This is a genomic window from Saccharothrix sp. 6-C, from assembly GCF_016695385.1.
GTDB lineage: Bacteria > Actinomycetota > Actinomycetes > Mycobacteriales > Pseudonocardiaceae > Actinosynnema > Actinosynnema texasense.
The window spans coordinates 7,291,280-7,311,893 of sequence record NZ_CP064192.1 but is presented as its reverse complement, the minus strand read 5'-3'; the positions used below and the strand labels follow the sequence as shown (position 1 = coordinate 7,311,893).

Annotated in this window: 22 protein-coding genes and 1 pseudogene; 13 read left to right on the top strand and 10 right to left on the bottom strand. The window is 69.4% G+C overall.

Annotated features, from left to right (window positions below; genetic code table 11):
- Window positions 1-19 precede the first annotated feature (19 nt).
- Together IOD16_RS31280 and IOD16_RS31275 are read left to right on the top strand one after the other, a co-directional pair.
- On the top strand, window positions 20-943 hold the full coding sequence (locus IOD16_RS31280; protein ID WP_201437348.1) for an ATP-binding cassette domain-containing protein: 924 nt from the start codon (window positions 20-22) through the stop codon (window positions 941-943).
- Window positions 940-1,698, top strand: coding sequence for an ABC transporter permease (locus tag IOD16_RS31275; protein ID WP_201437346.1), 759 nt, complete (start codon window positions 940-942; stop codon window positions 1,696-1,698). The genes IOD16_RS31280 and IOD16_RS31275 overlap by 4 nt, the downstream gene beginning before the upstream one ends.
- Before the next feature lie 85 nt (window positions 1,699-1,783).
- Here the strand turns inward: IOD16_RS31275 and IOD16_RS31270 are convergent, their stop codons facing one another.
- The 3 genes and pseudogenes from IOD16_RS31270 to IOD16_RS40715 form a co-directional block, all read right to left on the bottom strand.
- Window positions 1,784-2,146 carry a MerR family transcriptional regulator gene (locus tag IOD16_RS31270; RefSeq protein WP_201437344.1) on the bottom strand — a complete coding sequence of 121 codons (363 nt, stop codon included), beginning with the start codon at window positions 2,144-2,146 and terminating at the stop codon, window positions 1,784-1,786.
- 30 nt (window positions 2,147-2,176) lie between these two features.
- Window positions 2,177-2,581 (bottom strand): hypothetical protein, encoded by a 405-nt coding sequence (locus IOD16_RS40720; protein ID WP_236595286.1) that lies wholly within the window; start codon window positions 2,579-2,581, stop codon window positions 2,177-2,179.
- A 359-nt stretch (window positions 2,582-2,940) separates the two neighbouring features.
- A pseudogene (locus tag IOD16_RS40715) lies at window positions 2,941-3,105 on the bottom strand (MerR family DNA-binding transcriptional regulator); the annotation flags it as partial.
- A 100-nt stretch (window positions 3,106-3,205) separates the two neighbouring features.
- Between IOD16_RS40715 and IOD16_RS31260 the strand changes: the two are divergent.
- The 3 genes from IOD16_RS31260 (at window position 3,206) to IOD16_RS31250 (ending at window position 6,086) form a co-directional block, all read left to right on the top strand.
- Complete coding sequence (locus IOD16_RS31260; RefSeq protein WP_236594491.1) at window positions 3,206-4,255, top strand: amidohydrolase family protein; 1,050 nt, start codon at window positions 3,206-3,208, stop codon at window positions 4,253-4,255.
- Window positions 4,256-4,315: 60 nt separating this feature from the next.
- On the top strand, window positions 4,316-5,254 hold the full coding sequence (locus IOD16_RS31255; protein ID WP_201437334.1) for a hypothetical protein: 939 nt from the start codon (window positions 4,316-4,318) through the stop codon (window positions 5,252-5,254).
- An 85-nt stretch (window positions 5,255-5,339) separates the two neighbouring features.
- On the top strand, window positions 5,340-6,086 hold the full coding sequence (locus tag IOD16_RS31250; protein WP_201437332.1) for an SDR family NAD(P)-dependent oxidoreductase: 747 nt from the start codon (window positions 5,340-5,342) through the stop codon (window positions 6,084-6,086).
- 375 nt (window positions 6,087-6,461) lie between these two features.
- Here the strand turns inward: IOD16_RS31250 and IOD16_RS31245 are convergent, their stop codons facing one another.
- Both IOD16_RS31245 and IOD16_RS31240 read right to left on the bottom strand, forming a co-directional pair.
- Window positions 6,462-8,009 carry an AMP-binding protein gene (locus tag IOD16_RS31245; RefSeq protein WP_123745706.1) on the bottom strand — a complete coding sequence of 516 codons (1,548 nt, stop codon included), beginning with the start codon at window positions 8,007-8,009 and terminating at the stop codon, window positions 6,462-6,464.
- Window positions 8,006-8,833 carry a p-hydroxycinnamoyl CoA hydratase/lyase gene (locus tag IOD16_RS31240; RefSeq protein ID WP_123745707.1) on the bottom strand — a complete coding sequence of 276 codons (828 nt, stop codon included), beginning with the start codon at window positions 8,831-8,833 and terminating at the stop codon, window positions 8,006-8,008. The genes IOD16_RS31245 and IOD16_RS31240 overlap by 4 nt, the downstream gene beginning before the upstream one ends.
- Before the next feature lie 396 nt (window positions 8,834-9,229).
- On the opposite strand from IOD16_RS31240, the gene IOD16_RS31235 reads away from it, so the two are divergent.
- The 5 genes from IOD16_RS31235 to IOD16_RS31215 all read left to right on the top strand — a co-directional run bounded on the left by IOD16_RS31235 (window position 9,230) and on the right by IOD16_RS31215 (window position 13,227).
- A complete protein-coding gene (locus tag IOD16_RS31235; protein WP_123745708.1) occupies window positions 9,230-9,676 on the top strand; it encodes an SRPBCC domain-containing protein in 447 nt (148 codons plus the stop codon).
- Window positions 9,673-10,026, top strand: coding sequence for an ArsR/SmtB family transcription factor (locus tag IOD16_RS31230; RefSeq protein ID WP_123745709.1), 354 nt, complete (start codon window positions 9,673-9,675; stop codon window positions 10,024-10,026). The genes IOD16_RS31235 and IOD16_RS31230 overlap by 4 nt, the downstream gene beginning before the upstream one ends.
- A 286-nt stretch (window positions 10,027-10,312) precedes the next feature.
- Window positions 10,313-11,302 (top strand): alpha/beta fold hydrolase, encoded by a 990-nt coding sequence (locus IOD16_RS31225; protein WP_123745710.1) that lies wholly within the window; start codon window positions 10,313-10,315, stop codon window positions 11,300-11,302.
- Window positions 11,303-11,420: 118 nt separating this feature from the next.
- Window positions 11,421-12,815: an MFS transporter gene (locus IOD16_RS31220; protein ID WP_201437330.1), complete on the top strand. Its 1,395-nt coding sequence runs from the start codon at window positions 11,421-11,423 to the stop codon at window positions 12,813-12,815.
- Window positions 12,816-12,876: 61 nt separating this feature from the next.
- Window positions 12,877-13,227 (top strand): VOC family protein, encoded by a 351-nt coding sequence (locus IOD16_RS31215; RefSeq protein ID WP_123745712.1) that lies wholly within the window; start codon window positions 12,877-12,879, stop codon window positions 13,225-13,227.
- Window positions 13,228-13,429: 202 nt separating this feature from the next.
- Here IOD16_RS31215 and IOD16_RS31210 read toward each other — a convergent pair whose 3' ends face one another.
- A complete protein-coding gene (locus IOD16_RS31210; protein ID WP_328809377.1) occupies window positions 13,430-14,554 on the bottom strand; it encodes an acyl-CoA dehydrogenase family protein in 1,125 nt (374 codons plus the stop codon).
- Window positions 14,555-14,878: 324 nt separating this feature from the next.
- The gene (locus tag IOD16_RS31205) at window positions 14,879-15,664 is read right to left on the bottom strand and encodes an NAD(P)H-dependent oxidoreductase (RefSeq protein WP_201437328.1); all 786 of its coding nucleotides are present in this window, start codon (window positions 15,662-15,664) and stop codon (window positions 14,879-14,881) included.
- Between the two features lie 99 nt (window positions 15,665-15,763).
- Between IOD16_RS31205 and IOD16_RS31200 the strand changes: the two genes are divergently transcribed.
- Window positions 15,764-16,666 (top strand): helix-turn-helix transcriptional regulator, encoded by a 903-nt coding sequence (locus IOD16_RS31200; RefSeq protein ID WP_201437326.1) that lies wholly within the window; start codon window positions 15,764-15,766, stop codon window positions 16,664-16,666.
- Between the two features lie 153 nt (window positions 16,667-16,819).
- Here IOD16_RS31200 and IOD16_RS31195 read toward each other — a convergent pair whose 3' ends face one another.
- Window positions 16,820-17,089 carry a hypothetical protein gene (locus tag IOD16_RS31195; RefSeq protein ID WP_201437324.1) on the bottom strand — a complete coding sequence of 90 codons (270 nt, stop codon included), beginning with the start codon at window positions 17,087-17,089 and terminating at the stop codon, window positions 16,820-16,822.
- A gap of 316 nt (window positions 17,090-17,405) precedes the next feature.
- On the opposite strand from IOD16_RS31195, the gene IOD16_RS31190 reads away from it, so the two are divergent.
- Window positions 17,406-17,855, top strand: a complete 450-nt coding sequence (locus IOD16_RS31190) for a hypothetical protein (RefSeq protein ID WP_201437322.1) — start codon at window positions 17,406-17,408, stop codon at window positions 17,853-17,855.
- A gap of 100 nt (window positions 17,856-17,955) precedes the next feature.
- On the opposite strand, the gene IOD16_RS31185 is transcribed toward IOD16_RS31190, so the two are convergent.
- Window positions 17,956-18,240, bottom strand: a complete 285-nt coding sequence (locus IOD16_RS31185) for a hypothetical protein (RefSeq protein ID WP_201437320.1) — start codon at window positions 18,238-18,240, stop codon at window positions 17,956-17,958.
- Between the two features lie 15 nt (window positions 18,241-18,255).
- Window positions 18,256-18,417 carry a hypothetical protein gene (locus IOD16_RS31180; protein WP_201437319.1) on the bottom strand — a complete coding sequence of 54 codons (162 nt, stop codon included), beginning with the start codon at window positions 18,415-18,417 and terminating at the stop codon, window positions 18,256-18,258.
- Window positions 18,418-18,678: 261 nt separating this feature from the next.
- Here IOD16_RS31180 and IOD16_RS31175 point away from each other — a divergent pair, with 261 nt between their 5' ends.
- Window positions 18,679-20,604 carry a site-specific DNA-methyltransferase gene (locus tag IOD16_RS31175; RefSeq protein WP_201437317.1) on the top strand — a complete coding sequence of 642 codons (1,926 nt, stop codon included), beginning with the start codon at window positions 18,679-18,681 and terminating at the stop codon, window positions 20,602-20,604.
- Window positions 20,605-20,614 lie beyond the last annotated feature (10 nt).

Sequence of the window (20,614 nt, the reverse complement as noted above, 5' to 3'; positions counted from 1 at the left end):
TACACAAAAGGGGGCAGTGATGATCGTTGAGGCGACCGGCCTGCGCAAGGCGTACGGGTCGACCGCGGTGCTGGACGGGATAGACCTGGAGGTCGCCGAGGGGTCGGTCTTCGCGTTGCTCGGACCCAACGGCGCGGGCAAGACGACCACCGTCCGGATCCTGTCCACGCTGTCGCGGCCGGACGGGGGCCGGTTGCGGGTGGCCGGGTTCGACGTCGTGCGCGAACCGGCCAAGGTGCGCGGGGTGATCAGCGTGACCGGGCAGTACGCGGCGGTGGACGCCGAGCAGACCGGCCGGGAGAACCTGGTCATGGTCGGCAGGCTCATGCACCTCGGCCGGTCGGGGGCCAAGGCCCGCGCGGGCGAGCTGCTGGAGCGGTTCGACCTCGTCGACGCCGCCGACCGGCGGGTCAAGACCTACTCAGGTGGCATGCGGCGGCGGCTCGACCTGGCCATGAGCCTGGTCGCCTCGCCGAAGGTGATCTTCCTGGACGAGCCGACCACCGGCCTCGACCCGGCCGGCCGGACGACCACGTGGGACGCCATCCGCGACCTGGCCCGCACCGGCACCACGATCTTCCTCACCACCCAGTACCTGGAGGAGGCCGACCGCCTCGCCGACCGGATCATGGTGCTGGCCGGCGGGAAGGTCGCCGCGCACGGCACCGCGGACGACCTCAAGGCCCGCGTCGGCGGCCACCGGCTGGAGCTCCGCTTCACCTCGGCCGCGGCGCTCGACGCCTCGACCGCGCGGCTCGGCGGCTTCGCCGACCACGAGCGGCTCCTGCTCAGCGTCCCGTCCGACGGCACGGCCGCGCACCTGCACGCCGTGCTGGACGACCTGCGGGCGGCGGCCGTCGTGCCGACCCGGGTCACCTCGCACCGCCCGACCCTGGACGACGTCTTCCTCGCCCTGACCGCACGTGAAGGAGTGCCGGCATGAGCCACGCGATCGCCGACTCGATGACCATGGTCGGCCGCAGCATCCGGTTGGGCAGGCGCAACCTCGACACGCTGTTCATGTCGATCGTCCTGCCGCTGATGATGATGGCGCTGTTCGTGTACGTCTTCGGCGGCGCGATCAACACCGGCACCGGGTACGTCAACTACGTGGTGCCCGGCATCATCCTGCTGTGCACCGGGTACGGCGCCGCGTCCACCGCGATGTCCGTGGCCGACGACATGCACAGCGGCATGATCGACCGCCTGCGCTCGATGCCGATCCGGAGCTTCGCCGTGCTGACCGGGCACGTCACGGCCAGCGTCGCCCGCAACGCCCTGTCCACCACGATCGTGGTCGGCGCGGCGGTCGGGATGGGCTTCCGCCCGTCCGCGTCACCGCTGGAGTGGGCGGCCGTGGCCGGGCTGCTCCTGCTCTACGTGCTGGCGCTGTCGTGGCTGGCGGCCGGGTTCGGCGCGGTGGCGAAGTCGGTCGAGTCGGCCGGCGCGTTGAGCTTCTTCATGCTGTTCCTGCCATACCTGAGCAGCGCGTTCGTGCCGACCCACACGATGCCGCCGCTCCTGCGGGGCATCAGCGAGCACCAGCCGATCACGCCGGTCATCGAGACCGTGCGCGGCCTGCTCACCGGCACGCCGATCGGCGACCAGGGCCGGCTCGCGCTGCTGTGGTCGGTCGGCCTGCTGGTGGCGTCGTTCGTCGTGGCCACCGCCCTCTACCGGCGGCGCGTCAGCGACTGAGCCGCGCCCGACCCGCTCGGCCCCCGGCGCGCGCCGGGGGCCGAGCGCCACCGACCGGAAGACCGACGCGGCCTCGGCTCGGCCGTCAGCGCGGACCCGAAGCCGCGTCGATCACCTCGTCCAGCACGCACCGCGACCGCACCAGGTCGGTGATCAACCGGTCGATGCGGGCCCGTTCGGCGGTCAGGTCGTCCACCAGTCGCGGCGTGGCGATCTGGGACGGCCCGCCGTCCGCGTCCCGCATGCACGGCAGCATCAGCGCGATCTTCTTGCTGCTCAGCCCGGCGGCGAAGAGCTCCTGGATGCGGACGACCCGGTCGACCGCGCGTTCGGGGTACTCCCGGTGGCCGCCGGCGGTGCGGTCGGCGGGCAACAGGCCTTGCTGCTCGTAGTACCGCAAGGAACGCACGCTCACCCCGGTGCGCTCGGCCAGCTCCCCGATCCGCATGCCACACCCCTCCCGCGCCCGACCCCACTCCTACCCCAGCGGCACGGACCCGCACAACCCGGCGTCGACCGGCCCGCGACCGAGGGCGCGGAGGAACCAGCCGAACGCGGGCGTCGCGCTCTCCGGCGGCGGCCACCCGTTGACCACGGCCGACAACCGCGGGCAGCGCTCACGCCGCGGGTCGTTCGCGGCCTCCAGCAACGCGGCCAACCGTTCGACCGGCACGTGCGGCACCCGCGCCAGGACCTCCGCGACGACCCGACGCGCCCGAGCCGACGTCGGCTCGACCCCGGCGGCCACCGCCGGCGCGGTGGCGTCGCGGACCACCGCCGCCGGATCGGGCCGCAGACCGTCGCGCACCAGGACGTGGTGCTCGGCCAACCGCCGCACGCCCGCCCGGAAGCCCGGGTCCCGCGCGAGCCGCGCCAGTTCCACCCAGGCCTCGACCTGCGCGACCTCCGGCCGTCCGGGCAGTTCCGGCGTGAGGGAGCGGATGATCCCCGCGAACGCCGGGCGTCCGCCAGGTCGCCGAACGCGTGGTCGAGGAAGTCGCCGACGAGGCGCCGGCGACCGTCTTCGGAAAGCTTGGCCAGTCCGTGCATGAGACCCATCTCCTCGGGGCCGGCCCCGCGCTCCGCCACGGCCGTCAGCACCGCCCGGCGCAACCGCAGCACGCCGATCTGCGCCGCCAACGCCTCCGCGTGCGCCGCCGCGACCTCGGCCGGCGCGAGCTCCCGGTCCAGCACCCGCCGGATCGTCGGCAGGTCCAGACCCGGTTCGCGCAACGTCCGCAGGAGGTCGAGGCGGGCCACGGCGTCGTGGCCGCAGAACCGGTAACCGGCCGGGCTGCGACCGGTCGGCGGCACGATCCCCTCGTCGGAGCAGAACCGGATCGCCTTGACCGTCAGGCCGGTCCGCCGAGCCGGCTCACCGATCGGGAAGACCGCGTCGCCGTCCATGCCACCACCCTCGGGTCTCCCCTTGCCGGGGACTCGAGGTCCCACGTCCCGATCGCGGCTAGGGTCGACGGGGTCGCGGGAGACCGGGGGTGCTGAAGTGGTGATCCGGATCCGAGGTCGTGCCCTGCCGCACGGCGAGCACGTCGACCTGTACGCCGACGGCGACCGGTGGACCACCGACCCCGTCCAGAACGCCGACCTGGTGGCCGAGGGGTGGCTGCTGCCCGGGTTGGTCGACGCGCACACCCACCCCGGCGCCGCGGCGGCGGGCGACCCGCTCGACCGCGCGGTGCTGCGCGACCACCTGCGGCAGCACGTGGACGCCGGCGTGACGGTGATCAGGGCGCCGGGCCTGGCCGGTGAGCCGCCGCCGTGGTTCGGCGTCGACCCCGACACCCCGAGGGCCTGGCACGCCGGCCCGTGGCTGGCGCAGCACGGCCAGTTCATCGACGGTTGGGGCCGCCGGGCCGACCACGCCGAGCTGCCCGCGCTGGCCGCGGCGCAGGCGGCGCGCACCGGGTGGGCGAAGGTGATCGGCGACTGGAGCTCGGACGGCGAGCCGGTTCCGCTGGACGTGCTGAGCGCCGTGGTGCGGGCGGTGCACGCGGTGGGCGGCCGGGTCGCCGTGCACACCCAGCAGACCGCCGGCGGCGAGGTCGCCGTGCTGGCGGGCGCCGACTCGGTGGAGCACGGCATGTCGCTGGACCCGGACCTGCTGACGCGGATGGCCGAGCAGGGCACCGCGCTGACGCCCACGTTGTCGGTCATGGCGCGGTCGGTGCCCGAGGTGCGCGGCCGGCCCGACAGTCCCGGCAGGACGTGGTTCCTGCGTGGCGCGCAGGCGCACGGCTCGCTGGTCGCCGCCGCGGCCGAGGCCGGTGTCCGGGTGCTGGCGGGCACGGACTCGATGCCGCACGGCGGGATCGTCGAGGAGGTCCGCGCGCTGGCCGGCGCCGGGATGCGCCCGCACGACGCCCTCGCCGCCGCGTCCTGGGACGCCCGCGCCTACCTGGGGCTGCCGGGCCTGGAACCGGGCGCGCCGGCCGACGCCGTGGTCTACGCCGAGGACCCGAGGGCCGACCTCGACCAGCTCGCCCACCCGATCGCCGTGATCCTGCGCGGGCTGCCGGTCCGGGTGACCCGGAGGTAGAGGCCGCCGGATCCGCCGAACGGCCCCGACGGGCGCACCCGCGTCGGCATACTGTCGGCCATGATCGAAACCGCGGCGCTGGCCGGTTTCTTCGCGGCCCACGGCGTCTGGAGCGTCTCGGAGGGCGAGACCCTGATCCCGCTCGTCGGCTACGAGCAGCCCGACGGCGAACGCGGCATGGACCGCTACCTCAAGGACGACGTGGGCCGGTCCGCGCAGGCCGCCCAGGAAGCGTTGGAGGGCAACGACCACGGCGCCACCCGTGCCGTCCTGGTCGCCGACGCCTACCTCGCCATGGACTGGGGTCGCACCGACGCCCTGATCGTGCGCGCGGTGGAGCACGGCCTGACCCCGGGCACGATGGAACTGGCCGTCCCGTACGCCCCGCCGACGGACAACTCGCCGTTCACCGTGTACCGCTTGCAGATCATCGAGGTCACGGGTTTCGCCGACCAGGACTACGACACCCTCGCCGAGGCGTTCTTCGCCGGCGTCGACTCCCACGAGCAGGCGGCCGAGGTCTGGCACGCCACCACCGTCTTCGCCGCCGGCGCGGTGGCGGCGCTGTGGCGGTCCGACCGCGAGCGCGGCGAGGCGTGGTCCCTGGTCGGGTTCGCGGGCGTGCTGCTCCAGAACGGCGCGTTCGCCGCCGTGACCGCGCTCCGCCTGGCCGCGGCCGACGACCCCACCGGAGCCCTCTGGTCCCTGCACGACGCCCTGTTCACCCTCAACGGCGTGTTCCTGGCGTCGGCACTGGTGGGCCTGTCCCTCAGCGGGCGGCACGCGGGGCTCATCCCCGCGTGGCACGCCCGACTCGGCTACTCCTCGGCCGTGCTGCTGGGCACCTCGGCCACGCTCACCCCGCTCGTCCTCGCCCGTCCCGGCGTGCTGGGACTCCTGGGTCTCGTCGGCTGGCTGCTGTGGGTCGCCTGGCTGGTCGTCTACTCCGCCGTCCTGGTCCGCTGCGCGCCCGGCGCCGGGCGGGCAACGGGGGAGTAGGTCCGGCGAACCCGGTGGCGGAATGCTGGATCCGCGTCCGGCTCTCCCGAATGGACCGTCGGATCCACCACGACTTGGAGGACCCATGAGCGACCTGTCCGGCAGGACCACGATCGTCGTCGGCGCGAGCCGGGGCCTCGGCCACGGTGTGGCCACGGCGCTGTCCGCGGCCGGCGCGCCGGTCGTCGCCGTGTCCCGCACGGCCGCGACGTTCCCGGAACCCGCGTCGGGCTCCGGGCCGATCCGCACCGAGGTGGTCGACGCCGGCGACGCCACCGTCGCGGCGACCCTGATCGACCGCCACGAGCCGAGCGCCGTGGTCCTGGTGGCCGGTGCGACGCCCCACATGCGGCCGTTGCAGGAGCAGACGTGGGAGACGTTCGCGGTCAACTGGGAGGCCGACGTCCGCATCGCGTTCCACTGGCTGCGCGAGATCCTGCTGACGCCGCTGCGGCCGGGCAGCCGCGTCGTGGTGTTCAGCAGCGGCGCGGCCATCGGCGGCTCGCCGCTCAGCGGCGGTTACGCGGGCGCGAAGTCCACGCTGCGGTTCATCACCGGCTACGCGCAGGACGAGGCGCGCCGGGCCGGCATGGACATCACGTTCACCACGGTCCTGCCCCAGTTCGCGCCGGCCACCGACGTCGGCGGCCCGGCCGTGCGCGCCTACGCGGCCAGGTCCGGCCTCTCGCAGGACGAGTTCCTGGCCAGGGTGGGTCCGCTGCTGACGCCGGAGCTGGCCGGCAAGTCGATCGTCGACCTGCTCCAGGCGGACGCCTCGACCATCGCGCCCGGCTACGTCCTCAACGGCGTGGGGCTGAAGAAGCTGGCCTGACACCGGCGGCGGGGACCAGGGGGCGGGGCCGAACCACGGCCCTGCCCCTTTCTCGCGCGCCGGGACATCGCGGGTCCGAACCGGCCGCGCCTGCCCAAGCCGGATCTTCCGTGCCCGAGCCGAATCACGTGTGCTCAAGCCGGATCTCCCGGGCCCGAGCCGAATCACGTGTGCTCAAGCCGGATCTCCCGGGCCCGAGCCGAATCACGCGTGCTCAAGCCGGATCTCCCGTGCCGAACCCGGCCCGGCGCGCATGCGGCGGCGGCCCGGTCGCCGGAGCGACCGGGCCGCGCGCCATCGCCGGCCCGCTCGGCGGGGCCGAGGGCGCGGGCGCGTTCACCTCAGAGCCGAGGGCCGCGACACCCGGGTGGGTCCTCAGGCCGCCCCCGCCGCGGTGCGTGCGCTGAGCGTGCGCCGCTCGATCTTCCCGACCGGCGTGCGCGGGATCTGGTCGATGAACTCGACCTGCCGGATCTTCTTGTAGGGCGCGACGCGCTCGGCGACCCAGTCCATGATCTCCTGCGCGGTGATGGACCCGTCGCTGACGACGAACCCCTTGGGGATCTCGCTCGACTCCTCGTCGGGGATGCCGACGACGGCCGCGTCCACGATCCGCGGGTGCCGCATGAGCACCGCTTCCAGCTCGACCGGCGACACCTGCTGGCCCTTGTACTTGATGAGCTCCTTGATCCGGTCGACGATGAACAGCTCGCCGTCGTCGTCCACGTAGCCGAGGTCGCCGGTGTGCAGGAACCCGTCCGGCTCCAACGTCTTGCGCGTGGCCTCGGGCGCGTTCAGGTAGCCCTTCATCACGTGCGGCCCGCGGATCAGGATCTCGCCGTTGCGGTTGCGGCCCAGCTCCTCGCCGGTGTCGACGTCGACGATCTTGCACTCGACGCCCGGCGCGGTCCGGCCGACGGACGCCGACACGGTGTCCGGCGCCTGCATGAACGAGCACATCGCCTCGGTCATGCCGTAGCCCTGGCCGATCTCGCAGCCGATCCGCTCCCGCACGAGGCGGGCGATCTGCGGGTCGAGCGACGCGCCGCCGGAGACGATCGAGCGCAGCGACGACAGGTCGAACCGGTCGACCAGCGGGCTCTTCGCCAGCAGCACGGCGATCGTCGGCACGATGTAGAGCTGGGTGATGCGGTGCTCCTCGATCGTCCTGAGGAACGCCTCCGGGTCGAAGCGCTCCATGGTGACGAGCGTCGTGCCCTGGTACAGGCTCGCGTTCATCATCATGGACAGCCCGAAGGCGTGGTGGAACGGCGGCATCGCCAGCGCCTTCTCGCCCCGGCCGCTCGGCGCCACCATGCTGGTCAGCAACGCCTTGGCGATCATGTTGCGGTGCGTCAGCTGCACGCCCTTGGGCAGACCCGTGCTGCCGCTGGAGTGCAGGATCGTCACCACGTCCTCGGACGGGTCGAGCGCCGTCTCCACGATCTCGTCGTCGGACGCCACCAGCGAGGAGAACGACGTGGCGCCGTCCGCCTCGCCGAGGACGATGACCTCCTCGACGCCGGTGCGGTCGAGGAAGGCGCTCACCTTCGGCATCTCGTGCGGCACGGTCACCAGGAACCGCGCACCCGTCTCCTCCAGCCGGGCGACCAGGTCGTCCGACGTGTCGAGCGGGTTGAGGGCGACGATGACGCCGCCCGCCAGCGCGGCCGCGTGGTAGGCGATCGGGTACTCCGGCACGTTCGGGGCCAGGATGGCGAGCACGTCGCCCTTCCGGAAGCCGCCCCGGCGCAGCCCGTGCGCCGCCCGCCGCACGTGTGACGCCAGTTCCGCGAACGTGTAGGAGGTGCTCTTCGCGGCGTCCACGGTCGCGATCTCGGAGCCGTACTCGTCCGCGTGCCGCAGGACGAACGACGTGAGCGAGGTCTGGGGGATCTCGACGTCCGGGCCGGCGACCGTCATGCGCGCACCTCGGCCGGCCGGTCGTAGGTGGCCAACCCGGGCTGGTAGGCGCGCTTCTCGAACTGCTTGAGCGCCACGTTGATCCACTCGTTGCCGCTGAGCCGGGACAGCTCCCACAGCTTCGCCTGGTCGTAGTCGATCGCGGCTGGCAGGTCGAGCTGGGTGGTGCGCTCGTAGACCTGCTTGGCGAGCGCCAGCGTGACCGGGTTCTTCTTGACGATCTTGCGGACGATCTTGTCGGTGGCCGCGTCGAGCTGGTCGGCGGGCACGGCGAAGTTCACCAGGCCGTACTCGGCGGCCTGCGCGCCGGTCATCGTGTCGCCGGTGAGGATGTAGTAGAGCGCCTTCTTGCGCGGCAGGTTGTGCGTGGCCGCCCACGTCGCGCCGCCGGCCGGGAAGATGCCGAAGTTGATCTCCGAGAGGCCGAACAGCGCCGCCTCGTCGGTGACCGCGAGGTCGCACAGGCCGGCCACCAGGAAACCGCCGCCGAAGGCGAAGCCGTTGACCTTCGCGATGGTCACCGCGGGGAACGCCTTCAGGCGCTGGAACCACCTGAGCGCCACCAGGTTGGTCTTGTAGAACAGCTGGGGGTCGTCGAACGGCTGGAGGAAGCACTCTTCCAGGTCCATGCCGGAGCTGAAGCTGTCCCCGTTGCCGGTGATGACGACCGCCTTGACGTTGCCGTCCTCCTCGATGGCGTCCAGGGCGGCGTTCATGTCCCGGTGCATCTGGGGGTTCATCGCGTTCTTCTTGTCCGGCCTGTTCAAGTAGATCGTGGCCGTCGGCCCGTCGATCTCCAGGTTCACGGTATCCAGCGTGATCATGTATGGACCCTTCTTCGAGAGGCGAAGTGCGCACGCCTCGCTATCGACCGCTCGGCTGGTGGCGTTCGGGAAAAACACTCGGTGCGGCTCGGGTGAACGGAGACCAGCATCGCCCGCAGACGATCGGGATTACTTCTCCCAGCGTGCTTTTGCGGCTCGGCCGCGGCCTGACGGCGGGTTCGTCGGCAATACTGCGAACGACCCCCGGCTCATCGGCTCGGGGCACGTGCGCATTCCCCACCTAGGTGACGCAGACGACAAGGTGGATCACGCACCGTGTCCGCGTCGGGCTCGACCGCCGGGGTCGAGATGTCGTGCAACTACCGGGTTGCACGACCCTGGACGACGTGCAATCATCTGGTTGCACTCAATGATGGCACTTGAAGGAGCTTCCTCATGAGCGACGACCGGATCGAACGCGACACACTGATCGACGCCTCTGTCGAGCGCGTCTGGTCCCTGGTGTCCGCACCCGGCTTCTGGGTGGCCGACCCGGAGAGCATCAAGGACACCACCGCCGTCGAGGGCGAGTCGACGGTGGCCAAGAACCCGGAGTACGGCGACTTCCCCGTGACCGTGGTGAAGGTCGAGCCGCACTCCTACGTGGCGTACCGCTGGGCGCCCGCGTTCCCGGGTCAGGAGCTGACCGAGGGCAACAGCACGCTGGTGGAGTTCACGCTGTCCCCCGAGGGCGACAAGACGCGCCTGACCGTGGTGGAGAGCGGGTTCGCCGCGCTGGCGGTGTCCGAGGACGTGCGCGCGCGGACGATCAAGGACAACACCGGCGGCTGGCCGCAGGTCCTCAACGCGGCGAAGAAGCGAGTCGAAGAGTCGACTGTGTGAGAACAGAACCGGACGATGCGGTCGAAGAGGTCGGCAACGTTCTCGTCGCGCTGGCCGACCCCACCCGTCGCCGACTGCTCGACCTGCTGGCCGCCCAGGGCGCGGTCACCGCGACGACGCTCGCCGGGCGGTTACCCGTCTCCCGGCAGGCGATCGTCAAGCACCTCGCCGTCCTGGACGCCGCCGGGCTCGTGGTCGGCAACCGGGTCGGACGCGAGGTGAGGTACTCGCTGCGGCCGGCCGGGCTGGACGCCACCACGCGGTGGATGTCCTCGCTCGCGGCGGACTGGGACCGCCGGTTGGCGGCCATCAAGCGGGTCGCCGAAGCGGTGGAGCGGGATTTGTCGTAGTACCGGTGGTACCGGGACGTAATTCGAGTTCCTTGGTCGCGACCCGTTCGCGCGCCTTTCGGCGAACGGGTCGTCCGGGATAGGCCGAGTGTCGGTCACCCAGTCATGGGGTGTTTCGGCATGTCACGAAAAAGGTTCCGAGCCTGTCCGGTCGGACGTCCGCGTTAATCCGAGAATACCTGGTTTCGCGCTCGGCGACTGAGCAAGGCAGAAGTTGGAGCCGGTGTCGATCCGGAAGGAAGCTTCCGGGGAGTCCACCTCGGGCACCTGTCAAGGAAGGCGCACCATGAGCGACCAACAATCGGCAAAGACCGACGGGATCACCCACCGGTTCGTGGAGACCAACGGCATCCGGATGCACATCGCCGAACAGGGCGAGGGGCCGCTGGTCGTGCTGCTGCACGGCTTCCCGGAGTCCTGGTACTCCTGGCGCCACCAGCTCCCCGCCCTGGCGGCGGCCGGCTACCACGCGGTCGCCCCGGACCTGCGCGGCTACGGCCAGACCGACCGCCCGGAAGCGGTGGAGAAGTACTCGCAGCTGCACCTGGTCGGCGACGTGATCGGCCTGCTCGACGCCCTCGGCGAGGAGCAGGCGGTGCTGGTCGCGCACGACTTCGGCACGTCGGTCGCCTGGAACGCCGCGCTGCTGCGCCCGGACCGCGTCCGCGGTGTCGTCGCGTTGAGCGTGCCCTACCTGCCGCGCGGCCCGGTGAGCGCCCTGACCGGGCTCACCCAGGCGCTCGGTCCCGGTTTCTACATGAACTACCTGCAGGAGCCCGGCGTGGCCGAGGCGGAGCTGGAGCGCGACCCGCGCGCCGCCCTCCTGCGCTTCTTCAACTGGGGCTTCGGCGACTCGCCGCGGGCCGACGGACCCACGCTCCCCGTGGTGCCCGAGGGCGGCGACCTCTCCGACCTCATGCCCGAACCGGCCGAGCTGCCCGCTTGGCTGACCGAAGCCGACCTCGAGTTCTACACGGCCGAGTACGCCCGGACCGGCTTCTCCGGCGGCCTGAACTGGTGGCGGACGATCGACCTGAGCTGGGAGTTGACGGCGCCCTTCCAAGGCGCGCCGATGACTCCTCCGGCGCTGTACGTGCACGGCGACCGGGACGGCAGCGTGTCGCTGCCGGGCATGGACCAGCTCATCGCCAACCTGTCGTACCTGGTGCCCAACCTCAAGCGCACGGTCGTGCTGCCCGGGGTCGGTCACTGGACGCAGCAGGAACGGCCGGAAGAGGTCAACGCGGAACTGGTGAAGTTCCTGGCCGACCTCTAGCACAGCCGCGGCGCAAAGCCTGGTCACGCCTTCCGGCTTCGCCGAGCGGCTCGGCCTAGCCGGAAAGCGTGGCTGGATCACGACATCTGTGGGAACACTCCAAGAAAGGGATCGCATCTTGACTGCCGAAACGTCCTCCCCGCTGCGGTTCAGCGGCAGGCAGCGGTTGATCCTCCTCGTGCTGCTTGGCGCCGCCTTCATCTTCGCCGCCGACTACTCGATCCTCAACGTCGCCCTGCCGCAGGTCGGCGGCGGTGTCGACATGGGCCTGACGCAGCTGCCGTGGATCGTGTCCGCGTACACGCTGCCGGCGGCCGGCTTCATGCTGCTGTTCGGGCGGTTCGCGGACCTGTTCGGCCGGCGCAAGCTGTTCATCGCCGGTGAGGTCCTGCTGGCCGTGGCGTCGCTGCTCGGCGGTTTCGCGACCAACCCGGAGATGCTGCTGGCCGCTCGCGCGCTGCAGGGCCTCTCCACCGCCATGGCCGTCCCCGCGGGTCTGTCGTTGATCACGACGACGTTCGCCGAGGGCAAGATGCGCGACCGCGCCCTCGGCCTCAACGGCGCCATCCTCTCCGGCGGCTTCACCGCCGGCGCGCTGGTCGGCGGCATCCTGGTCAGCCTGCTGAGCTGGCGGGCGGCGTTCTTCATCAACATCCCGTTCGCCATCGCCATCATCGTCGCCACCCCCATGCTGATCAGCGAGAGCAAGGTGCCGAACCGGCAGAAGCTGGACGTGCCGGGCGCGGTGACGGTCACCGGCGGTCTGCTGGCCGTGGTCTACGCGATCATGGAGTCCAGCCTCGTCGCCGCCGCCATCGGCATCGTGCTGCTGGCCGCCTTCTGGGTGATCGAGACCAAGTCGTCCGCGCCGCTGGCGCCGGTGCGCTTCCTCAAGAAGCCCACGGTCAAGTGGGGCAACTTCGCGGGTCTCGTGATCTTCTCCATGGAGACCGGCATGATCTTCCTGATGACGCTGTACCTCCAGGACGTGCTGAAGTTCAACCCGGTGATCACCGGTCTCGCGTTCGGCATCCCCGGCCTCGCGGCCGTGTTCGCCGGTCCGATCGCGGGTCGCTTCATCGGCAAGCACGGTGGCCGCAACGTCCTGACCGTGGCGTTGACCCTGCAGGCGCTGATGATCCTGCCGCTGGTGTTCCTCGGCTCGAACAAGCTCGCCCTGGTGATCCTGGTGCCCGCGCTGTTCCTCGGGTTCTTCGTGCACGTCGCCTGCATCGTGTCGTACACGGTGATCGGCACCTCGGGCCTGCCGAACGAGGAGCAGGGCCTGGCGACCGGCCTGACCTCGATGACCCAGCAGGTGGCCCTCACCATCGGCGCGCCGATCATGGTCGCGATCGCCGCCACGCAGGCCGACACGCTGTCGGGCACCCACCTCGCGCTCGGCGTGAACGTCGCGGTGACGCTCGTGAGCGTCGCCCTCATCTGGTTCGGGCTGCGTCCTCGTGACGAGCGCAGCGCCTCGGCCCCGGAGACCGCGGCGGCGGCCTCCTGACCACCGGTGTGGCGATAGCCTTTTGCCGCGAGCTGGATCACACAACGAGGGAGATTTCGACATGACGACGCTCAAGCCCGGCAGCATGCTGCTCGGCACGACCCGCCCCGCCGAGCTGCGGGCGTGGTACATCAAGGCGCTGGCCCCGGAGTTCAGCGGCGACGGCCCGATCGACCTCGGCGGCTTCCTGCTGGTCATCGACGGGCGCGACGACGTCGAGGCGAAGAACAACGAACCGGGTCGCGTGATCATGAACTTCCACGTCGACGACTTCGACGCCGTGGAGACCCAGCTGAAGGCCGCCGGCGTCGAGTGGATCTCGGTCGCGGACCGGGAGTCCGGCAAGTTCGGCACGTTCGCCGACCCCGACGGCAACTACCTGCAGATCATCATGTGGAAGAAGAACGACTGAGCGCAGGCTCGCCTCGCGTGCCCGGTCGGCGGACCCCGCCGACCGGGCACGTTGGCGTCCACCGTGCTCCGGTCTCGCCTCGGTCGCGCCCCACAGCCCGTGCCGCGCGTTCCCCGTCCGCTGTGGACGGTGGCCTTCCCGCCCCGCGCAGCGAAGAGCCGCCGCGCTGACCGCGCGGCGGCTCTTGGCCGAACAGACCGACTCAGATGAACATCGTGTTGGGCTCGAGCCCGCACAGCACCCGTCCGAAGGTCTCCGTGTTGGAATCCGGGCTGAACATCGGGTGGACGCTGATCGCCTGGATGTCGCGCACGATCCGCTGGATCGGCTCGTGGCGGTAGATCGACGAGCCGCCGCTGGCCGAGGCGAGCAGGTCGACGGCCTCCTTCGCCAGCTTGGTCGCCCAGCCCTCGTCGGCGCGGACCCGGGCGCGTTCCGCGATCGTCCACGGCTCGCCGCTGGCGGCCTTCGCGTCGACCAGCGCCGCGGCGTGGTAGGCGTGGTACTCGGCCTGCTCGATCTTCATGTACGCCGTGCCGACCTGGATGTGCGTGATCGGGGCCTCGGCCTGGTGCTCGTAGTCGGTGTAGCGGATCGGCCGGCCGGGGATGCGCTCCATGAACGCGTCGTAGGCCGCCTTCGCCATGCCGACCAGCATGCCGACCGTCGCGGCGGAACCCGCCAGGATGGTGGGGCTGCGCCACATCGGCCGGTCCGCGTTCAGCTCGGAGACGCCGTTCGGGCGGATCGCCGCCTCCATCGGGATGATGTGCGTCGCCGGGATGAACACGTCCTTCGCCACCGTGGTGACGCTGCCGCTGCCGCTCATGCCCGAGGTGTGCCAGTCGTCCACGATCTCGAGGCTCGACATCGGCACCGCCACGATGACGGGCTGGGGCTCCTCGTCCGGCCGCAGCAGGATGGTGGCCAGCTCCTGCCAGTTCGCGTGCCACGCGCCGCTGACGAAGTGCCACGAGCCGTTGAGGACGTACCCGCCCTCGACCGGCACCACCACGCCGCTCGGGCTGACCGCGCCGCACACCCGGACGTCCGGGGTCGTGAAGACCTCGTCCTGCGCCACGTCCGGGAACAGGCCGACGATCCACGACGCGATCCAGTAGGTCGAGACGGTCCACGCCAGCGCGCCGTCGGCGCGGCCCAGCGCGATGGACACGTCCACCAGGGTCTTGGTGTCGGCCTCGTAGCCCCCGTACCGGGCGGGCATCCTCAGCTTGAAGATCCCCGCGTCGGCGAGCGCCTGGATCGACTCGTCGTGGAGCCGGCGGTTCTCGTCCGCCCACGCGGCCTTGTCCCGCAGTACTGGCACCAACTGCGACAGTGTTTCCTTCAATTGTTCCAGTGTCGGTTGGGGTCGGGACGTATCGATGATCGACACATTTGCCTCCGGTCAAAGGGCCTGCGACTTGCGATTGACCTTCGCATGGCGCGGTGCGCCGGTGCCTCTTCCGTATTGCTTCAAAAGCACCCGATCGGCGCTATCCATTCAAGACCGACGGAAATAGCTTTCCGTGACCATATAGACACTCTTCGTGTTCATTTCGGACGGTCGGTCCGAGGCCGGAACGCCGCAAATATTTCTGCCTCACCCCGCAGGTGCCCGAAGTCGTCCCATGGGCCGACGTCCGGGAGGTCATCCTCCTGCCGGGCCGGTCTCCCGGAGGTGGAGGTCGTGCCCGGTCGTCCCCGGCGCCCCCAGGTCCGGCAGCAGCCGGAGATCGCGGTCGTAGTCGTCGACGAGGGACCGGAACGGGACCGGCTCGTCGGTGAAGAGGCCGTCGAGCCGCCGCCCGTACTCCCGCTCCGCCGCCGCGTAGGCCTCGGTCGACAGGCCGGCCGCGCCGTAGACCGCGAATGGCGCCAGCGGCGCCATCCCGGTGAACCACAGCACGCCGTGCTGCACCGGGAAGAGGAGGTCGGCCAACCGGCCGTGGGCGCCCCGGTCGGAGAACGCCGACGCGCGGGCGCCGATCGTGACCGACAGCAGCGCGCGCCGCCCGCCCAGGGCGCCTTCGGTGTACGGCGGCGGGACCGCCGGGCCGTGGGCGAAACCGTTGGTGAAGACCCGGTCGACCCACCCCTTGAGGATCGCGGGCAGCGAGAACCACCACATCGGGAACTGCAGGATGACCGCGTCCGCCCAGCGCACCTTCTCCTGCTCGGCCGCGACATCGGGCGTCAGCCGCCCCGCCAGCGTGGCCCGCTCGTGCGCGGCCAGCACGTCCAACGGCCCCGCCCCGGTGTGGTCGGGGAAGTCGTCCGCGTCGACGGACGCCTTCCACTTCATCGCGTAGAGGTCGGACACCCGCACTTCGTGTCCCGCCGCGAGCAGGTGACCGGCGGCGAAGGACGTGAGGGCGCCGTTGAGCGACCGAGGTTCCGGGTGCGCGCTGACGACGAGGATCTTCTTCGAGCTCATGCCACCACGTTCGCGGGTGCGCGGCGAGGCAGCCAGCACCCGGTCCGTCCGGCGGTCCGGCGGTCCTGGTACCGCGAGGGCCAGGTAATACTGGGGAGCATGGAGGGCGTGGACCACCGCACCGGGGACGTCGACGGCATCGGTGACGCGCGGCGGGCGCTGGGCGCGTTCCTGCGTGCCCGCCGGGCCCGCGTCGCCCCGGAGCACGTCGGCCTGGCCGGGGGCCGCCGCCGGAGGGTGCGCGGTCTGCGGCGCGAGGAGCTGGCCCAGCTGGCGGGGATCAGCGTGGACTACTACGTGCGCCTGGAGCAGGGCCGTGCGACCCAGCCGTCACCCGAGGTGCTGGACTCGCTGGCCCGCGCGCTCGGCCTGGACGCGGCCGAGCGCGGGCACCTGGCCACCCTGGTGGGGGTCCGCCGCGGCGCCGCCCCGAGCGCCCGCGTCAGCCCGCTGCTGCGCCGGATCGTGGCCGCCGTGGGCGACTTCCCGGCGTTCGTGACGAACCACCGCCTCGACGTGGTGGCGTGGAACAGCCTGGGCGGCGAGCTGTTCGGGGGCCTGTCCGACCCGGCCCGCCGCGACCGCAACAACGCGAGGTACCTGTTCCTCGACCCGGCCGCCCGGGACCTGCACCCGGACTGGGAACCCCGCGCCGCCGAGGTCGTGGGCCAACTGCGCGTCGCCGCGGGCCGCTACCCGGACGACCGGGACCTGGTCGGGCTGATCAGGGACCTGTCCGGGAAGAGCCCCGCCTTCCGCCGGATCTGGGCCGGCGGTGAGGTCGTGGTGTGCGGCGCGGGCCGCAAACGCCTGCGCCACCCCGAGGAGGGGATTCTGACGCTGGACTACGAAACCCTCCACGTGCCCAGCACTCCCGGCGAGATGGGCCTCGTCATGCACGTGTTCAGCGCGGAAGAGGACAGCCCGGAATCCGCGAGCCTCGCCCGACTGGCCGCGATGGCGACAACAGCACCGCCTCCGGCAATGGTTTTCACCGCGTAGTTCCCCCGAACAGGAAAATCATCGGTCGGGTCCCGGGCCGGGCCCATCGGCGGTCGCCGCCGAACCGAAGCCGTGCGGCGGCGGTGCCCGATCGACAATCGGCACGTCGACCAGGTCCGGATTGTCCGGAATGCGTCGACCGCCGGTTCGCACTCACCAGTGACGAAGTCCTCCCGCACGGCTTCCGGAAGGCCGCCGGACCGCGGGAGGCGCGGCGGCCTGGTAGGGCGGCACCAGCTTGCCCTCGCCCATCACCTCCAGGCCGTACTTCTCCTTCAACACCACCCACAACCGAGACACCGGACCCGAGTAGGCCTTCAGCTCGTCCGTGCCTTCGGCGACCTGGAGCCCGCACACCCAGGTCCCGGCCGAGCACAGCCTGCCCCTCCCGACGAAGGACGGGGAGAACCAAATCACCGACACCGCCGAACCGCGCTCTCGCCTGATTCGGCACAGCGGTGGACGGTCGGCTGTCACCGGGGAGCGCAACGGCCAGGCTCACCACCATTCGAGCCTGTCAGCGTGCACGGCCCGAAGTCTCCACGCCCGGGGCCGCCGCTACGCCGCTGGCAGAAAGGGCTGGAACTTTGGCCCGTATTTGGCACGGACAGCCGCAGACGGCCGGTTCTAGCCGGGCACGGCCGGACAGACGAATGAGGCCCTTGACCGGCATCGCGCTGGTCAAGGGCCTTACGTGGTGGTGCGCCTCCGTGACTCCCTTTCGAACCCTTCCGCTACCTTGGACCGCCTGCTCAAGGCACGGACGAGTGGCGAGGTCCACCCTGCTGAGAGCCCAGTCGCATCATCAGCGGTGGCCCAAGCTGGTGTCGACGACCTGACCTCGGTAGCAGTCGAGGTTAAGGAGAACCGGAAGCTGTCCTCTGCCGAAGTCGCCGAGTTGGTCTTGGCCTACCGCCGCGGGGCGACACAACGGGAGCTGGCCAGACGCTTCAAGGTGGACAAGCACACGGTGCGTGCGCACCTGGATCGGCATGGGGTGGCACGTCGGCCCATCAGGGCGCTCAGCACTTCCCAGGAGGACGAGGCGGTCAGGCTCTATGTCGATCATGGACGGACGCTCGCAGAGGTAGGACGGAAGTTCGCGGTCGATCACTCCACCATCCGCAACGTGCTGGTGAAGCGGGGCATCCCTAGACGTCCAGCAGTGGTGAGGGATCGGCGTCGCTAGTGTCCTCCGCCGGAAATCCGCCTGCAGTGGTCCGAACGTTCAGCGGGTTGAAGACGGTGCGGACGAGGTACCGGCCCCGGACCAGCGGGTGTGACCGCGCTCAGCTCCCGGATCGCTTGCGCCGTCGTGCCCGCAGCCAGAAGAAGACGCCTACCAGGCTCCCGACCAGTCCGAGCATGCCGAGCAGTCTGGCACTGCCTGGACCGCCGATGTCCCGTGCTCCGAGCGAGGCGTCGAGGACGTGCGGCAACACCAACCCTCCAAGCACCAGTGTCGCCATGATCAGCGCGACCACGCCTTCGATCAGGTACTTCGCGGCCCGGTTCACCCAGTGCGCCCAGCCGCCGAAACTTTTCGTCAGCACGTAAACCACGGCGACCACCATGAGCGACAGCAGAACCTACCCGAAGAACGGGTTCAACCCGCGCGCGTCGCTTCCCACCGGGTTGAGCAGCCGCCAGAGGAACAGGCACCCGACCAGGAACGGCCCGGCGGCCAGGAGAAGCCGCGCAGGGAGAGAGATGACCTGTGGCCTGGGGCGCAGGCTTCGCCGTCGGGGCACGGCTGCATGCTAGGCGTCCACCGACTTGGGCGGTTCGGCCGAACACACCCTTGCGAGAGGTGCGGCGGTTGCCTGCCCGACGTGCTCGAGCCCGGTGAACGTTCATGGTTACCGCACTAGACCGTACGAACCGCGCCCACCCTGCACACCATGCAGGACCAGCTCACACGGGCCGTACGCCAAGCTCACCATGCAAGACCTGCGCAGCGAAGCATGGAAGTATCGTGACATCGATGCGATCGATCGTGAGGACGGGTGTCTGTGAGCGGCGTACGGCTTGAGTGGGACGGCAAGGAAGAGAAGGTGGCGCGTTACCGCCTACCTCTCCAGGTCGTAGAGACAGTCAATGCAAGTCGTGCAGATCGCGGCACACTTTTCGCTGATGGTTCAGAAGAGTCCGACGGTTGGCGCAATCGACTCATCTGGGGGGACAATCTACATGTGCTCAGTGCCCTGGTCGAAGAGTTCGCCGGCCAGATCGATCTGATCTATATCGATCCACCTTTTGACTCTCGTCAAGACTATAAGGTTCGCATCGCCGTTGGTGACGAGGTGGCCGAGCAGGACTTGACAAAGATTTCTTCGGTCATCGAGGAAAAAGCATATCGTGACACCTGGGGCAAGGGTGTCGAGAGCTACCTGGATATGCTCTATAAGCGGCTAGTGCTGCTGAGGGAGCTGCTTTCTGACCGCGGATCTTTGTTCCTGCATCTTGCGCCCAACGTGAGTCATCTTGCCCGGGTTCTGCTGGACGAGATATTTGGGCAAGAGAACTTTCGTGCGGAGATTATCTGGAAACGTACGGCGGCCCATGCCAGCACCAAGGACTTTGGTGAGATTCATGACTCGATTCTATGTTTCGCTAAATCGAGTAAACACATCTGGCATCCGCAATACCGTCCGTACGACGACTCTTATGTAAAAAGTCACTATTCAACCGTCGACGAACAAGGTCGCCAGTACCAGAGTGTTTCACTCACCGGTCCAGGAAAGCGGAGCGGTTCGACCGGAAAAACTTGGCGTGGGTTTGATCCGAATACCATTGGTCGACACTGGGCTGTTCCAATTGAGGAACTCGATCATCTCGACACAGAGGGACGCATCCTGTGGTCGTCGAAGGGAGGGTTCCCGCGTCACAAGCGGTTTATCACCGATGCTCCGGGGCAGCCGATCGGTGATGTCTGGGACGACATCTATGCCGTCAATGCGCAAGCCAAGGAGCGGCTTGGCTACGATACGCAAAAGCCTGAAGCGTTGCTGGAGCGCATCATCAAGTCTTCGTCAGACGAAGGCAGTATTGTTCTCGACTGTTTCACCGGTTCTGGAACGACGCCAGCCGTCGCTGAACGGCTGAACAGGCGCTGGATTGCTGTCGATATCGGGCGCTTCGCAATCCACACCACTCGTAAGCGCCTGCTCGGACGTCCTGGCTGCAAACCGTTCGAAGTATGCAATCTCGGTCGGTATGAGCGCCAGGTTTGGCAGCGAGACACGACAGGGGCAGGACTTCAAGCTTACCTTGACTTCATTATTGACTTGTACGGCGCGACTGCAGTCCACGAGTTTCAGCATATTCACGGAACCCTGGGGAAGCGTGCAGTTCATGTCGGAGCGGTCGACGCTCCTGTGTCTCTTGGGGAAGTCAAGGAGTCGCTCGAAGAAGCTCAGAGTGGTGGTTACCCGGCAATTGATGTGCTCGGCTGGGAGTTCGAGATGGGACTCCACGAGATTGTTCAGGATGAGGCCCGCGCGCGCGGGTTGGACTTGAGGCTTCGTCAGATCCCTCGCGAAGTGATGGATCCACGAGTGGTTGCCTCTGGTGAGTTTGTATTTCATGAGCTCGCATACATCAAGGTTGAGTCGAAGGTAAAGAAGCGAGAAGTTAGCGTTCGTCTCGTCGACTTTGTTATTCCTAATCCTGGTCTTCTTCCGGCATCGATTCGAGACAAGATCACCGGATGGTCCGACTACGTCGACTATTGGGCAGTCGACTTCACCTTCGGGGAGAGCGGGAGTAACGACACTTTCCACAACCAGTGGCAGTCGTACCGTACTCAAGCGAACCGCAGTCTCGAGCTTACGGCCGTGAGCGACTACGACGAGCCTGGTACATACACGGTCCTGGTAAAAGTAGTCGACATTTTCGGTAACGACACTACGACGTCGGTAGCGGTGACTATCAAGTGAGTGACCCATA

Coding starts and splice junctions, on each gene's coding strand:
- IOD16_RS31245 (WP_123745706.1), bottom strand. CDS start 8,009: ATGACGGTCGCCGGCCCGGACGTCGAGATCCCCCAGACCTCGCTCACG.
- IOD16_RS31205 (WP_201437328.1), bottom strand. CDS start 15,664: ATGAGCTCGAAGAAGATCCTCGTCGTCAGCGCGCACCCGGAACCTCGG.
- IOD16_RS31215 (WP_123745712.1), top strand. CDS start 12,877: ATGACGACGCTCAAGCCCGGCAGCATGCTGCTCGGCACGACCCGCCCC.
- IOD16_RS31225 (WP_123745710.1), top strand. CDS start 10,313: ATGAGCGACCAACAATCGGCAAAGACCGACGGGATCACCCACCGGTTC.
- IOD16_RS31280 (WP_201437348.1), top strand. CDS start 20: ATGATCGTTGAGGCGACCGGCCTGCGCAAGGCGTACGGGTCGACCGCG.
- IOD16_RS31270 (WP_201437344.1), bottom strand. CDS start 2,146: ATGCGGATCGGGGAGCTGGCCGAGCGCACCGGGGTGAGCGTGCGTTCC.
- IOD16_RS31235 (WP_123745708.1), top strand. CDS start 9,230: ATGAGCGACGACCGGATCGAACGCGACACACTGATCGACGCCTCTGTC.
- IOD16_RS31185 (WP_201437320.1), bottom strand. CDS start 18,240: ATGGTGGTCGCCGTGGTTTACGTGCTGACGAAAAGTTTCGGCGGCTGG.
- IOD16_RS31200 (WP_201437326.1), top strand. CDS start 15,764: ATGGAGGGCGTGGACCACCGCACCGGGGACGTCGACGGCATCGGTGAC.
- IOD16_RS31250 (WP_201437332.1), top strand. CDS start 5,340: ATGAGCGACCTGTCCGGCAGGACCACGATCGTCGTCGGCGCGAGCCGG.
- IOD16_RS31275 (WP_201437346.1), top strand. CDS start 940: ATGAGCCACGCGATCGCCGACTCGATGACCATGGTCGGCCGCAGCATC.
- IOD16_RS31255 (WP_201437334.1), top strand. CDS start 4,316: ATGATCGAAACCGCGGCGCTGGCCGGTTTCTTCGCGGCCCACGGCGTC.
- IOD16_RS31240 (WP_123745707.1), bottom strand. CDS start 8,833: ATGATCACGCTGGATACCGTGAACCTGGAGATCGACGGGCCGACGGCC.